Genomic DNA, 13,623 nt, shown 5'->3' with positions numbered 1-13,623 from the left:
ATGATCGGTATTGTAGATTATGGGATGGGGAATCTGTTCAGCGTCAGTAAAGCACTCGAACGGTTGAACGTTCCTTATTTTATCAGTGATCAACAAGAGAAATTACTGAACGCAGATGGGTTGATATTGCCCGGAGTGGGAGCATTTAAAGATGCTATGAACCTTCTCGAAACCACTCATTTAAAAGAAACCATCCTTACTTTTGCCCAAAGTGGAAAGCCGCTCTTAGGCATTTGTTTGGGCATGCAGCTCCTTTTTGAAGAAAGTAAAGAGAATGGGTCAACAAAAGGATTGGCTCTTCTACCAGGTGAGGTGCTTCACATCCCGAAAGAGGACAGCCAAGGAAACTCATTCAAAGTCCCTCACATGGGGTGGAATCTTCTGCGTTACCAAAAGAAATCCCCTCTTTTAGAAGGGTTATCAGAAGGTTATGTGTATTTCGTTCACTCCTATTATGTACACGAAGGATCCAAGGACGTGATAGCGGCAAGTGCTGACTATGCAGGAGTTGAAATCCCTGCCGTCGTGAGTCGGGGAAATATATACGGAATGCAGTTTCATCCTGAAAAAAGCGGAGACCTTGGAATGAAACTGTTAGAAAACTTTACAAAACGAGTGAAGGAGGCGGTCTCGTGAGTTTTACGATTTATCCAGCCATCGATATGAGGGGCGGAAAGTGCGTTCGCCTTGTTCAAGGTGACTATAATCAAGAAACGGTTTATGGAGACTCTTCGTTTGATATGGCGAAGAAATTCGCCGATGAAGGGGCCGAGTGGATTCACATGGTAGATCTTGATGGGGCAAAGGAAGGCTCCCGAATCAATGATGAATTCGTGATCGCCGTTGCAGAAAAGCTGGATGCCAAGGTGCAGATTGGTGGAGGTATCCGCTCCAAAGAGGATATCGAGCACTATTTAAGCCGGGGAGTCGACCGTGTCATCATAGGCAGTATAGCGGTTTCCAATACTGAATTAGTAAAGGAATGGCTGGCGGAATATGGTGATAAGATTGCCATCGGACTCGATGCAAAGGATGGCTATGTGGCAACTCATGGCTGGTTGGAAACTTCCTCCCTTAGAGCGGTGGATCTTGGAAGAGAATTGGCTGAAGCCGGCGCGGAGACGTTCATTTTCACCGATATTGCCACAGACGGAATGCTATCTGGTCCCAATGTTGAAGCGGTTGTGGATCTTGCCAAACAAACGGGGAAATCAGTGATTGCATCTGGAGGCATTAGCTCACTTGAAGATCTGAAGAAATTAAAGCAATACGAAAACCAAGGCGTCTCCGGTGCGATTTGCGGAAAATCACTTTATACAGGAAAGTTCACGGTGGGCGAGGCAATAAACGAGGTGAAGACATGTTAACGAAACGGATTGTTCCGTGTCTGGACGTGAAGGATGGACGAGTGGTAAAAGGCATCCAATTTGTGGAGCTGAGAGATGCGGGAGACCCTGTTGAGCTTGCTAAAGTGTACGACGAGCAAGGTGCCGATGAACTCGTCTTCCTGGATATTTCAGCCTCACATGAAGGTCGGAAAACGATGGTGGAAGTCGTTCAGCATGTAGCTGCGGAATTGGCTATCCCTTTTACAGTAGGTGGGGGGATTAACTCAGTAGAAGATATGAAAGCCATCCTTCGCGCAGGAGCTGACAAGGTTTCTCTTAACACAGCAGCCGTCCTGCGTCCTGGTCTTGTCCGTGAAGGAGCAGATTACTTTGGATCTCAATGTATCGTAGTGGCCATCGATGCCAAATTTGATGAAGAGAGCAAAGGTTGGAAAGTTTATACCCATGGAGGCAGAAAGCTGAAAGATCTGGATGCCGTTGAATGGGCGAAGAAAGTAGAATCACTCGGTGCGGGAGAAATCTTGTTAACGAGCATGGATAGCGATGGAGAGAAGCAGGGGTTCAATCTGGCACTGACGAAGGCAGTCAGCGAAGCGGTTTCGATTCCGGTGATTGCTTCAGGCGGTGCAGGAAATGCCGGGCACTTCAAAGAAGTATTCACCGAAGGCAAAGCGGATGCGGCCCTTGCAGCCTCCATCTTTCACTATAAAGAAACGAGCGTTGAAGAAGTAAAGAGCTACTTAAGAGAGCAGGAGGTGCATGTACGATGACAAATGAAAATTGGATCGCATCCGTGAAGTATGATGATAAAGGATTGGTACCTGCAATCATCCAGGACGCTTCGACAAAAGAAGTTTTAACACTGGCCTACATGAATGAAACGTCTCTCAAGAAAACGGTTGAGACAGGAGAAACGTGGTTTTTCTCCCGTTCACGCCGGGAGCTGTGGCATAAAGGTGAGACAAGCGGGAACACCCAAACCGTCAAAAACATCACGTGGGATTGTGATAAAGATGCCATCCTTGTCCTCGTCGATAAAAAAGGCCCTGCCTGTCATAAAGGGGAAGAAAGCTGTTTCCATGAAGGAGTGTATGGTGAGGAGAAATCATCAACAGAAAATATCCTTCTCACTCTGGAGAAACTCATTGAAAACCGTGAAATCGAGAGGCCGGAAGGAGCGTACACTACCTACCTCTTTGAAGAAGGTGTAGATAAAATCCTTAAAAAAGTAGGCGAAGAAGCGTCAGAAGTAATCATCGCTGCGAAAAACAGGGACAGTGAGGAACTGAAATGGGAAGTCGCCGACCTGTTCTACCATGTCCTCGTCCTTTTAAGAGAACAAAAACTTCCACTCCAGGATGTGTTAGAAGTCCTTGTGGAACGTCATAATAAATAACTCCCTGAGGGACGGACCTTCGCGTACGCGCAAAGGTCCGTCCCTCAAAATATGGTAGTTTAGTACAGGGGTTTTGTATGATATACTACTGTAGTTATACTATGAACGTTTCGGAGGACTTTGATGAGAAAAGGGTCAAAATTAGTTAGTGAGCAAGCGAAAGTGTTGTCTTTTGTCCCGACTGGCGAGTATTACTACAACAAAGGGATGAAGGCTTATCAACGTCGAGAGCTTAAGAAATCGTTAAAATATTTAAATAGAGCATTTCAATTAGAACCAGTAGAACCGATGATTGCCTGTCAATTATCGATTGTGTATACAGAGCTTGGTGAATACAAGCGTTCCAATGATTTATTGCATCAAATTTTGGATGATCTGGATCCCCGTATGGCAGAGTGTCATTATTTTCTGGCCAACAATTATGCCCATTTAGGCTTATTTAAAGAGGCGTACGAACAGGTTTCATCTTATCTTGATAAAGAAGAATATGGTGAATTCGTTGAGGATGCAGAAGACTTATTAGAGCTTCTGGAGCTTGATTCCGATCTGATTGTGGACGATTTATACGAGCATGATGAGCTTATCGTCCAACAGGAGAAAGCAAGAGATCTTCTTGAGTCCGGGCATTTTCAGAAAGCCGTGGAAACTTTACAGAAGGTAATTGAAGATTATCCGGAATTCTGGTCAGCTTACAATAATTTAGCACTTGCCTACTTCTACTTAGGAGAAGTGGACCAAGCAGCTGCTACGTTGGAAGAGGTACTGGAGAAGAACCCTGGAAATCTTCATGCCTTGTGCAATACGGCTGTTTTTTATTTCTATCAGAAGCGTCATGACGAGCTGGACGAATTGATCCAGGGTCTTGAGAAGGTCCGTCCCTTACTTCATGAGCATCGTTACAAGCTGGGGGCTACGTTTGCGCTTGTTGGTCATTCGAAGCGGGCTTATGATTGGTTGAAGTCCCTTCAGAAGATTGGCTTCGAGGGCGATGCGAGCTTCTATTATTGGCTGTCGTATTCTGCTTATGAAACGGGTCATGAGGATACAGCCCGTAATGCGTGGAAGAGGGTATTGGAGATCAACCCTGAAAAAGAAGGACTCGAGCCTTGGAACGATAAAAAGCAGGATGAGGGATTCGAAAATCACGTCACATCGATATTGAAGAAGCTTCAAAGTGAATATACGGAAGAGAAATTATTCGGTCTGTTTCTTACGTCTATTTCGGATAATCAGAGAGCAATCCTAACTCATGCTGACTTCTGTGATGTGGAGGACCTGTCCATTGTCGAAAAGGTTTATTTAGCACAAGTGTTAAACAGCAACGGAAACAGCTCGATTAAAGTGAACCAGGAGATTCAGAATATGCATCAAGTGGCTCTGCACCTTTATGGGGATCATCGTCCGATCACAAGCGTGGAGTCCGGATTGTTCCTTACTTGGTTTACGATCGCATACAGAGGCATAAAAGAACGGGAAACCTTCAAGAATGCCAAAGCTTTTGCAGCGGCAACAGAATTCGTATGGAGTCGGCTGCGAAATGAAAAGGTCACGAAGAAGCAGCTTTGTGATCGATTCAATTTATCTGCAAGTACACTGACAAAATATATCTCAGTCGTTGAAAGTTACCTTCCGTGAGCATATTTTTGGACGATGTGACCTTGTTTTTTATAGGATAGGTGTAGGAAGTTAATACTATGGGTGGAAGGCTCAAGCACCATTACTACCTCTAACCATAGTATTTTAATAAAGATTATGCTTACGACTGTTTCGGAAGGAGAATGTCATCATGTCTGAAGAAAAAATTTATGATGTAATCATTGCAGGTGCAGGCCCTGCAGGAATGACTGCAGCTGTTTATACGTCACGTGCAAGTCTTTCAACGCTTATGCTTGAAAGAGGAGTACCGGGCGGACAAATGGCGAATACGGAAGAAGTGGAGAACTACCCGGGCTTCGACCATATTCTGGGACCTGATCTTTCTAATAAAATGTTCGATCATGCGAAGAAATTCGGTGCGGAATACGCATACGGAGACATTAAAGAGATCGTTGATGGAGAAGAGTTTAAAATTGTCAAAACCGGTTCAAAAGAATTCAAAGCCCGTGCCGTGATCATCACAACGGGTGCAGAGTACAAAAAAATCGGTGTACCTGGTGAAAAAGAGCTTGGCGGACGCGGAGTTTCTTACTGTGCAGTATGTGACGGAGCATTCTTTAAAGGAAAAGACCTTGTTGTTGTAGGTGGAGGAGACTCTGCTGTAGAAGAAGGGGTTTACCTGACAAGATTCGCTAACAAAGTAACGATCGTTCACCGTCGCGATGAGCTTCGTGCTCAAAAGATCCTGCAACAGCGTGCCTTTGATAACGAAAAAGTTGATTTCATCTGGAACCATACGGTGAAAGAAATCAACGACAAAGATGGCAAAGTGGGAAGTGTGACGCTTGTATCCACTGAAAATGGAGAAGAAACTGATTTCCAGGCTGATGGTGTCTTCATCTACATCGGAATGCTTCCACTAACGAAGCCATTTGCTAACCTTGGAATCATCAACTCTGAAGGCTATATTGAAACTAACGAACAAATGGAAACAAAGGTTCCAGGAATCTTTGCTGCCGGTGATGTCCGCGAAAAACAACTTCGCCAAATCGTTACAGCAACAGGTGACGGCAGTATCGCCGCTCAAACGGCTCAGCATTATATTGAAGAGCTGAAAGAGAAGGTCAAAAACGGTTAATGTAAGAAAGCCTTACGAAAGGAGATTTCCTTCGTAAGGCTTTTTTTTGATGAATTCAACTTTTCTTATGCTTATTAAACACATACACCAACTCCGACAGCGTCAGCTTCTTCAACCCCTCATCACATGGCTTGTAAACACCAGCTTCTACTAACCGACGAATAAACTGCTGCCTCTGCTTTTCAACGGCTTCACGTAAAAATGGCATCCGGGTTCACTCCTTTTGGATTGTTATCCATAGTGTAGGGGGATTTTGAATATAAATCTTCTAGTTTGTTAAGTTTTCTACCAATTTAGAATTCTTTGTCAGGTTTTCTAACATATTAGTCCAAATCCGTTAGAGGGACATGTATAATCAATATATTCCCTGCTTAGGAGGATGAGGAGAACGTGGATAATGAACCTTCCTATAAGGATAAAAAAGTGATATCAATTGGTGTCGTCAGTGAATTGACCGGATTAACCGAGAGAAAGATCCGCTATTACGAAGAGAAGAATCTGATCTTTCCACAGCGTTCCAATCGGGGATATCGCAAATACTCCTTTTCCGACGTGGAACGCTTAATGGACATCGCCGACCAGCGAGAAGAAGGGGTCACCACGAAAGAAATCAAACATGAACTATCCAGAAAAGAGAGAAAAGAAGCGAAGCAGAAAATGATAAGAGGTCAGCTCAATGCGCGGTTCGGGGTTCAGAAGAAGTAAGGGGGACGGACCTCTTAAACCGATTCGATTGATTCATAACTTCCAAAAATAAACAGGATTACAACCCTCTAAAAAGGGAATAACCAACATTATGAAAGTCATCCTAGTTTATTTCGGAAGGTCGGATCATGAATGAAAATATGGAAAATCGTTTCTTTAATAGCACTGTTTGCCCTTATCCCCATCGTGTATTTTAGTTTTTTTGCTGATGAGACCAAGTCATCATCTAAGAAACGGGTGATCGCATTGGGAGATTCCCTCACCTATGGATATGGTGATAAAAAAGAAGCGGGTTATATCGGTCGTTTAGAAGAGAAAGTAAATAAAGAGCATACAAAGAAATCATATAGCTTTCAAAACCTCGGAGTACCGGGACAGCAATCTGATCAACTCTTGGGACAGATTGTGAAACCAGAGGTAGCAGAAGATTTAAGTGAAGCAGATGTGTTTATTATAAACATCGGGACCAATGATTTGATTAAAAACAATGGGGGAGATTTATTTCCTCTTCATCATGATGAGATTGTTGATGCCAAAAAGGATTATCTCGACCACTTGGATAAAATCTTAAACATCGTTGGAACCGCCAATAAAGAAGCCGACATCATCGTGTTAGGTTTGTACAATCCTTATCCAGATAAAGATAGTGATAAAATTGAGGCATACGTGGACGATTGGAATGAATCCATGATGAAAGAAGCCGAAAAACACAAGAACGTAAAGTACGTTTCAACCAATCCGTTGTTTAAAGGGAAGTCCAAGGAAAACTATTTCCATGATTCTCTTCATCCAAATGGTAAAGGATACGAATTACTTGCAGACCAAATCATGAAAAACTATGAATTTTAACACTGAAATGACAATGTTCAACAGAATCTGTGAAGTTTTGCAAATCCGTCGTGATACTTTAACAATTCCGTAATACCGTTTTAAATCTGTTGTAACACTAGTGAAACAATTTTCGGGTAATATAAATAATAAGAAATTGACCCCCTTTTAAGTAATAAATCCCGTAGACGACACAGGACTCGCCTGTGTCTATTTTTTTTTCTTTTTTTCCTGTTATAGTGCCGCACATATATCTGTACCTATCCTCTTCTTGTAGAAACATGTCCCAATATCTTTCGATTTCAATCGACAACCTTCAAACAACAAGCCAAGACATTGTAGCTTGTCTTCAATCATAGTATAATATAAGGAATGAGAATGACTGAAAGTGGGACTAATGTATTCATTGGCTCCCTAATCATCAAGATCGAGGTGAAGGCAGTGCAACGTGTCACAAATTGTTTATATCTGGATGGAGACAAGGTGCTCCTTCTCCAAAAGCCAAGAAGGAATTGGTGGGTCGCTCCAGGTGGGAAAATGGAGTCCGGCGAATCAATCCGGGACGCTGTCATTCGTGAGTATCGTGAGGAAACGGGCATCTATTTAAAGAATCCCGATTTAAAAGGTGTCTTTACGTTCATTATTAAAGAAGGCGATCAGATTAAATCGGAGTGGATGATGTTTTCTTTCTTTGCAACCGAAGCTGATGGGGTCAACCTTCAGGAATCGGAAGAAGGTAAGATTAAATGGCATCCGATCGAGGATATTAAGGACCTTCCGATGGCTGAAGGAGATTATCATATTCTGGACTACCTCTTGCACGGAAAGAATACGATTTATGGAACGTTTACCTATACTCCTGATTTCAAGTTATTGTCTTATCGATTAGATCCAAGTTGATCAACAAACTTTTCATATACAACATTACGAATAAAAGCGGGGGAAGAGTATGAGTACAGGTTCTACAAACGATGTTCAATTAGTAATCATAACAGGGATGTCCGGAGCCGGTAAGACGGTTGCCATTCAGAGCTTCGAGGATTTGGGATTCTTCTGTGTGGACAACCTGCCGCCGACTCTTCTGCCAAAGTTTTTGGAACTGATGAAAGAGTCCGGTAATAAAATGAATAAGGTCGCCCTTGTGATGGACCTTAGGGGAAGGGAATTCTTTGATCATCTATTTAAAGCATTGGATGAATTAGCGGAAACCTCCTGGGTGACACCGCAGGTTTTATATCTTGATGCAGATGATTCCTCACTTGTCAGACGATACAAGGAAACGCGCCGTTCTCATCCGCTCGCTCCTTCAGGTCTGCCTCTTGAAGGGATTCGTCAGGAGAGAGAGCTCCTTGAAGAACTAAAAGGACGTGCGCAGTTAATATATACAACTTCAACCATGAAACCAAGAGAGCTTCGGGAAAAGATTCTAACGGAATTCTCGGTGAACAAGAAGACGATTTTCACGGTGAATGTCGTGTCTTTCGGTTTCAAGCATGGTATCCCGATCGATGCTGATTTGGTGTTTGATGTACGCTTTCTTCCAAATCCTCACTATATCGATCATATGAGACCAAAAACGGGATTGGATGAAGAAGTGTCCACCTACGTATTGAAATGGAATGAAACGAATAAATTCATCGAGAAAGTAACCGATTTATTGTCGTTCATGCTTCCTCAATACAAGCGGGAGGGAAAGAGCCAGCTTGTGGTAGCGATAGGATGCACTGGGGGGCAGCATCGATCGGTTGCGTTGGCAGAGTATCTGGGCCATCATTTTGAAAAAGACTATCAAACGAAAATTTCTCATCGGGATATTCAGAAGAGAAAGGGTCTAACAACATGACACATACACCCAAGGTCGTCGTGATCGGAGGAGGCACGGGATTACCTGTCCTTCTTCGGGGTTTGAAACGGCACCCTATTGATATATCGGCCATTGTCACTGTCGCTGATGATGGTGGCAGTTCCGGTCGTTTACGTGACAGCCTGGATATTCCTCCCCCGGGAGATATACGGAATGTCCTGGCTGCTCTTTCAGAAGTGGAGCCACTGGTGGAACAAATGTTTCAGCATCGATTTGAAACAACGAATGAACTTTCCGGTCATGCGTTAGGAAACTTGATCATTGCAGCCCTTGCTTCCATTACAGGTGATTTTGTCCATGCGATTCAGGAAATGAGCAGGGTATTGAACGTGAAGGGGAAGGTGCTGCCTTCAGCAAATCAAAGCGTCATCTTAAAGGCGGAGATGGAGGATGGAACGATTGTGACGGGAGAATCGACCATTCCGAAAGCCGGGAAGAAGATCAAAAGGGTCTTCTTAAAGCCGGATAGCATCAAGCCGCTTGGTGAAACCTTGCGGGCCATAAAGGAAGCCGACTTAATTGTGATGGGTCCGGGAAGCCTATATACTAGTATTTTACCGAATCTTCTTGTTCCGGGTATTGGCGATGCAGTATGCAGGGCGAAAGCGAAGAAAATGTATATTTGCAACATCATGACCCAGGCAGGGGAAACATTGGATTATTCAGCAAGTGACCATGTTAAGGCATTATACGATCACTTGGAAACGCCAAGTATTGATTATATCCTGGTCAACAAAAAGCAGGTACCCGATGAGGTGCAGGCCCGATATAATGAAGAACAAGCGAGTCCCGTCCACTTTGATGTAGATAAATTGAAATCCATGGGCTTAGAAGTGATTGCAGAAGAGATTCTCTCCTATGACAACCATCTTGTTCGTCATAACACGGAGAAGGTCGCTGATATCATATATTCTTATCTTAAAAAATCAACCAGCTAAACTACAAAAATTTCTTTTGTATAAGGTTGTGCAAGCGTTTGCTAGGAGGTGATGGGGATGTCGTTTGCGTCCGAAACAAAAAAAGAACTGACCAATATTGAAGTGAAAGATTGCTGCGCAAATGCAGAATTATCCGCATTGATTCGAATGAATGGTTCGTTGTCATTCTCAAATCAAATGCTCGTCGTCAATATTCAAACCGAAAACGCCGCCATTGCCAGAAGAATCTATACATTGATCAAAAAAGGGTACGACACCCCGGTAGAGCTTCTGGTTCGAAAAAAGATGCGGCTGAAGAAAAACAATGTCTACATTGTACGAATCAAAGAAGATACAAAGAAGATTCTTGAGGAACTGAAAATCCTGGGTGAAAATTTCACCTTTATCCATAATATATCGGAAGACTTGATCAAAAAGAAATGCTGCAGACGTTCATATTTGAGGGGAGCGTTCCTTGCAGGCGGGTCGGTTAACAACCCGGAAACCTCATCGTATCATTTAGAAATCTTTTCTCTTTATTCTGAACACAACGATGCGTTGTCCGAGCTGATGAATTCCTTCGGGTTGAATAGTAAAACCCTTGAACGAAAAAAAGGTTTCATTACGTATTTGAAGGAAGCAGAGAAAATCACGGAGTTCCTGAATATCATCGGTGCTCACAATGCCCTGCTGCGATTTGAGGATGTACGGATTGTCAGGGATATGAGAAATTCCGTTAACCGCCTTGTGAACTGTGAGACGGCTAACCTGAATAAAACCATCGGTGCGGCTTTAAGACAAGTCGAAAACATTAAGTTTATTGAAAGACATGTAGGCTTACAGATATTACCCGATAAACTAAGGGAGATAGCAGAATTACGGGTGAATTATCAAGATGTCACGTTGAAAGAACTAGGGGAAATGGTGTCAGGCGGCACCATCAGTAAATCAGGGATTAATCACCGCTTACGTAAAATTGACCAGCTTGCTGAGAAACTCAGAGCGGGAGAAAAGATTCAAACCTAAATAAGGAAAAAGGGGAGAGATATGATTATGGTGGAAAAACAAGTAGAAGTGAAATTGAAGACAGGTCTTCAAGCACGACCGGCTGCATTATTCGTACAGGAGGCGAACCGCTTCTCATCTGAAATCTTCTTGGAAAAGGATGGGAAGAAGGTAAATGCGAAAAGCATCATGGGCTTAATGAGTTTAGCTATTTCCACGGGTACTTCCATTACGTTGGTAGCGGACGGAAGCGACGAAGAAGAAGCACTCGTTGCCCTCGAAGGATTCGTCCAAAAAGAAGCATAAGATCAACTTCATACCTTTGAAAAGCTGATGACCGGGGAGTGGTCATCAGCTTTTTTTGTTCTTTTTTCCGAGGAAGGATCAACTACTCCTTTAGAACTCTTTTCCATATATTTCACATTGAGGATGGATGTCTGCCCGCTTTTTTGTTACATTGTTCTTTTCAGGATACTGTAAAAAGAAATAGCAAAAAAGACATATAATATTTCCAATCCCCACCTATTAAACCAGAGAATGCGGGAGTATAATAAAATGAGTTTGGAATAAATTCACTACATCAAATTATTTTATATTAAAAGCTCATTTCGTGTAAATATTTTAGTTTTGTATAAAATTGCCAAAAGTGAATTTCTTTTTTAGATAAGTAGTAGTGTGAAAACGTGGGCCGTTCCTTTCCGCTCCAGGCACTTGCTTTCCGCGGGGAGGAAGTCGAGCCTCCTCGACGTTCCGTCTGTGGGGTCTCGACTTTTCCTCTATCTCCCGCAGGAGTCAAGTGCCTTCCGCTACAATCCACTCTGTGCTATTACATTCTGACTGCTATAAGTATGGATACAAAAACGAAAAAATACTCCTATCGTAAATAGGTTGTGCATTTATTTCCAAAATAGACAATCCACAAAGGAGTAAAAGAAAATTTAATATTAACTCATAGATCGGTGGATCATCTAACACAAATTTTCTTATTGATGGTGAGGGGAACTGCGTAGACTCCTGCGGAAGTACGGTCGTGCCGAGACCCCGGAAGCGAAGCTGAGGAGGCTCGGCCGAACGTCCGCGGAAAGCGGAGCAGTTCCCCTCACCATCAAGCACACGCTTGTTGACAGTGCTCCTAGCTGATCTTATGTTACAAAACAATATTTTTTGCAAATAGACCCTTATTAATTATAGAAGTTTACGATAAAGGAAGACGATGCCGAATGGAAAAATACACAAAGCATTTCTTTAATAATATTCGAAAAAAAATAGAAGAATGGGAGGCAGCAGAAGCCATCCCATATGAAGAAGTTTACCGGTTCATCCATTCCATGGCGGGCTCTGCCTCGATTCTTGGATTACATAAAATGGGGGAATGTGCCCGGGAATTGATGGATCAGTACAAAGAAAAAGAAGAGCGGTCGTGGACGATTGCAGAAGTGAAGGAAGAGCTCTTCGACATTATCCAATTCTGTTATCACTATGAGGAGGAATCCGTTGAGGTATTCCCCGGCAAACAAAGTCGAACAGGGGAAGAGCCTGTCGTACTTATAATCGATGATGATACATCCTTCCTCATGTATATGAAAGAAGAGCTGGAGAAAGTCGGATGGTATGTGGTTCCGATTGCCAACCCGGAAAAGGCAATCATGTCTTATTACGATGTAAGGCCGGACTGTGCCATTATCGATATCTATATGAACGGGACAAATGGATTTGAGGTGCTGGATTTTTTCAAGAAGAAGTTAAAGCAGCAGTTTATTCCAACGGTCATGGTGAGCGTGGACGACAGCAAGGAAGTCCGAATGAAGTGCTATCAGATGGGAGCAGATGATTTCATCCCTAAGCCTTTCGATCTGGATGAGTTTATTGTGCGTGTGGAAAGACAGATGGAGCGAAAGAAGCAGATGGAAGAGCTCGTGTTGATCGATGAATTGACGCTTGTTTATAATCGCAAATATTTGAGTCAGGCGTATGCCCAGGTTCAGAGTGACTGGTCTCGTACTGGTGATTCATATTGTGTGGCCGTTCTCGATATTGATCATTTTAAAGGTGTGAATGACCGGTACGGACATCTTGTAGGGGATGTGGTGCTGAAGGAGTTTGCTTCACAATTAAAGTTCAAAACCAGAATTCAGGACATCGTTTTTCGCTTTGGAGGTGAAGAATTTGTCATTCTATTCCCTAATACATCCCTAAAAGAAGCCTGCTCGTTTGTAGATGAAATACGTGAAGGGTTCAGCGAGTATGTGTTTGGGATGGATCCGTCCTTCTCCTGCACATTTTCCGCGGGGGTGGCAGAAATTTCAGATCCGATGAAACCGTTTGATACGTGGCTGAAGCTTGCAGACAATGCACTTTATGAAGCGAAAAGCAGTGGCAGGAACCTTGTGAAAATGGACAGTAAAGCAAGTGAACATACTCCTCATAAACGTATTAAAATCGCCATTGTAGATGATGATCCCATCATACGGACAGTGATGAAGGATATTGTATCGAAGTTGCCTTCTGAACAGCATATTCAGTACGATATCCAGACATTTAAAGATGGAGCGGCGTTTATAGGGTCGGACTGGCATAGGGAAGATCCTTGTCTTGTGATTTTGGACGGGGTTATGCCGAAGATGGATGGCCTGGAAGTACTGGAGCAGCTCCGTAAGATGAGTGATTCAGATCGTTACAAAGTGTTGATGCTTACTTCAAGGAAGAGTGAAAGGGACATCTCGAGATCACTCCAGCTTGGTGCGGATGATTATATGACGAAACCTTTTAAACTACTCGAACTTGAGGCACGTTTAGGACAAATGCTGAAAAGGATGAGGTAGATC

General features: G+C 43.1%; 15 protein-coding genes. 14 read left to right on the top strand and 1 reads right to left on the bottom strand.

Annotated features, from left to right (window positions below; all coding sequences use genetic code 11):
• From hisH to trxB, 6 genes are all read left to right on the top strand, one after another.
• A complete protein-coding gene (hisH, locus tag FZC88_RS14375) occupies window positions 1–636 on the top strand; it encodes an imidazole glycerol phosphate synthase subunit HisH (protein WP_148995376.1) in 636 nt (211 codons plus the stop codon).
• Window positions 633–1,367, top strand: coding sequence for a 1-(5-phosphoribosyl)-5-[(5-phosphoribosylamino)methylideneamino]imidazole-4-carboxamide isomerase (gene hisA / locus FZC88_RS14370; protein ID WP_148995375.1), 735 nt, complete (start codon window positions 633–635; stop codon window positions 1,365–1,367). The genes hisH and hisA overlap by 4 nt, the downstream gene beginning before the upstream one ends.
• Window positions 1,361–2,119 (top strand): imidazole glycerol phosphate synthase subunit HisF, encoded by a 759-nt coding sequence (hisF, locus tag FZC88_RS14365; protein ID WP_148995374.1) that lies wholly within the window; start codon window positions 1,361–1,363, stop codon window positions 2,117–2,119. The genes hisA and hisF overlap by 7 nt, the downstream gene beginning before the upstream one ends.
• The gene (gene hisIE / locus FZC88_RS14360) at window positions 2,116–2,745 is read left to right on the top strand and encodes a bifunctional phosphoribosyl-AMP cyclohydrolase/phosphoribosyl-ATP diphosphatase HisIE (RefSeq protein WP_148995373.1); all 630 of its coding nucleotides are present in this window, start codon (window positions 2,116–2,118) and stop codon (window positions 2,743–2,745) included. The genes hisF and hisIE overlap by 4 nt, the downstream gene beginning before the upstream one ends.
• Window positions 2,746–2,868: 123 nt before the next feature.
• A complete protein-coding gene (locus tag FZC88_RS14355; RefSeq protein WP_148995372.1) occupies window positions 2,869–4,380 on the top strand; it encodes a tetratricopeptide repeat protein in 1,512 nt (503 codons plus the stop codon).
• A 151-nt stretch (window positions 4,381–4,531) separates the two neighbouring features.
• Window positions 4,532–5,479 carry a thioredoxin-disulfide reductase gene (gene trxB / locus FZC88_RS14350; protein WP_148995371.1) on the top strand — a complete coding sequence of 316 codons (948 nt, stop codon included), beginning with the start codon at window positions 4,532–4,534 and terminating at the stop codon, window positions 5,477–5,479.
• Between the two features lie 55 nt (window positions 5,480–5,534).
• On the opposite strand, the gene FZC88_RS14345 is transcribed toward trxB, so the two are convergent.
• Window positions 5,535–5,687: a Fur-regulated basic protein FbpA gene (locus tag FZC88_RS14345; protein ID WP_148995370.1), complete on the bottom strand. Its 153-nt coding sequence runs from the start codon at window positions 5,685–5,687 to the stop codon at window positions 5,535–5,537.
• A 182-nt stretch (window positions 5,688–5,869) separates the two neighbouring features.
• Between FZC88_RS14345 and FZC88_RS14340 the strand changes: the two genes are divergently transcribed.
• From FZC88_RS14340 to FZC88_RS14305, 8 genes are all read left to right on the top strand, one after another.
• Window positions 5,870–6,184 (top strand): MerR family transcriptional regulator, encoded by a 315-nt coding sequence (locus tag FZC88_RS14340; RefSeq protein ID WP_148995369.1) that lies wholly within the window; start codon window positions 5,870–5,872, stop codon window positions 6,182–6,184.
• Window positions 6,185–6,316: 132 nt separating this feature from the next.
• Entirely contained in the window at window positions 6,317–7,033 is a 717-nt protein-coding gene (locus FZC88_RS14335; RefSeq protein WP_148995368.1) for a GDSL-type esterase/lipase family protein, read from the top strand.
• 420 nt (window positions 7,034–7,453) lie between these two features.
• Entirely contained in the window at window positions 7,454–7,912 is a 459-nt protein-coding gene (locus tag FZC88_RS14330; RefSeq protein WP_113970858.1) for an 8-oxo-dGTP diphosphatase, read from the top strand.
• Between the two features lie 49 nt (window positions 7,913–7,961).
• Window positions 7,962–8,855, top strand: coding sequence for an RNase adapter RapZ (gene rapZ, locus FZC88_RS14325; protein WP_044338286.1), 894 nt, complete (start codon window positions 7,962–7,964; stop codon window positions 8,853–8,855).
• The gene (locus FZC88_RS14320; RefSeq protein ID WP_148995367.1) at window positions 8,852–9,814 is read left to right on the top strand and encodes a gluconeogenesis factor YvcK family protein; all 963 of its coding nucleotides are present in this window, start codon (window positions 8,852–8,854) and stop codon (window positions 9,812–9,814) included. The genes rapZ and FZC88_RS14320 overlap by 4 nt, the downstream gene beginning before the upstream one ends.
• A 57-nt stretch (window positions 9,815–9,871) precedes the next feature.
• Entirely contained in the window at window positions 9,872–10,819 is a 948-nt protein-coding gene (whiA, locus tag FZC88_RS14315; RefSeq protein WP_148995366.1) for a DNA-binding protein WhiA, read from the top strand.
• 27 nt (window positions 10,820–10,846) lie between these two features.
• Window positions 10,847–11,104 carry an HPr family phosphocarrier protein gene (locus FZC88_RS14310; RefSeq protein WP_148970361.1) on the top strand — a complete coding sequence of 86 codons (258 nt, stop codon included), beginning with the start codon at window positions 10,847–10,849 and terminating at the stop codon, window positions 11,102–11,104.
• A 914-nt stretch (window positions 11,105–12,018) separates the two neighbouring features.
• Complete coding sequence (locus tag FZC88_RS14305; RefSeq protein ID WP_148995365.1) at window positions 12,019–13,620, top strand: diguanylate cyclase; 1,602 nt, start codon at window positions 12,019–12,021, stop codon at window positions 13,618–13,620.
• The last annotated feature ends 3 nt before the right edge of the window (window positions 13,621–13,623 follow it).

It is taken from the genome of Rossellomorea aquimaris, from assembly GCF_008180865.1.
Classification (GTDB): Bacteria; Bacillota; Bacilli; order Bacillales; family Bacillaceae_B; genus Rossellomorea; species Rossellomorea yichunensis.
The sequence above is the reverse complement of the archived record's forward strand: the minus strand, read 5'-3'. Positions and strand labels throughout refer to the sequence as shown.

Bases quoted from the DNA above. Each gene is read 5' to 3' on its own strand.
- hisH (WP_148995376.1), top strand. From the start codon at position 1: ATGATCGGTATTGTAGATTATGGGATGGGGAATCTGTTCAGCGTCAGT.
- hisF (WP_148995374.1), top strand. From the start codon at position 1,361: ATGTTAACGAAACGGATTGTTCCGTGTCTGGACGTGAAGGATGGACGA.
- hisIE (WP_148995373.1), top strand. From the start codon at position 2,116: ATGACAAATGAAAATTGGATCGCATCCGTGAAGTATGATGATAAAGGA.
- FZC88_RS14355 (WP_148995372.1), top strand. From the start codon at position 2,869: ATGAGAAAAGGGTCAAAATTAGTTAGTGAGCAAGCGAAAGTGTTGTCT.
- trxB (WP_148995371.1), top strand. From the start codon at position 4,532: ATGTCTGAAGAAAAAATTTATGATGTAATCATTGCAGGTGCAGGCCCT.
- FZC88_RS14345 (WP_148995370.1), bottom strand. From the start codon at position 5,687: ATGCCATTTTTACGTGAAGCCGTTGAAAAGCAGAGGCAGCAGTTTATT.
- FZC88_RS14335 (WP_148995368.1), top strand. From the start codon at position 6,317: ATGAAAATATGGAAAATCGTTTCTTTAATAGCACTGTTTGCCCTTATC.
- rapZ (WP_044338286.1), top strand. From the start codon at position 7,962: ATGAGTACAGGTTCTACAAACGATGTTCAATTAGTAATCATAACAGGG.
- FZC88_RS14320 (WP_148995367.1), top strand. From the start codon at position 8,852: ATGACACATACACCCAAGGTCGTCGTGATCGGAGGAGGCACGGGATTA.
- whiA (WP_148995366.1), top strand. From the start codon at position 9,872: ATGTCGTTTGCGTCCGAAACAAAAAAAGAACTGACCAATATTGAAGTG.
- FZC88_RS14310 (WP_148970361.1), top strand. From the start codon at position 10,847: ATGGTGGAAAAACAAGTAGAAGTGAAATTGAAGACAGGTCTTCAAGCA.
- FZC88_RS14305 (WP_148995365.1), top strand. From the start codon at position 12,019: ATGGAAAAATACACAAAGCATTTCTTTAATAATATTCGAAAAAAAATA.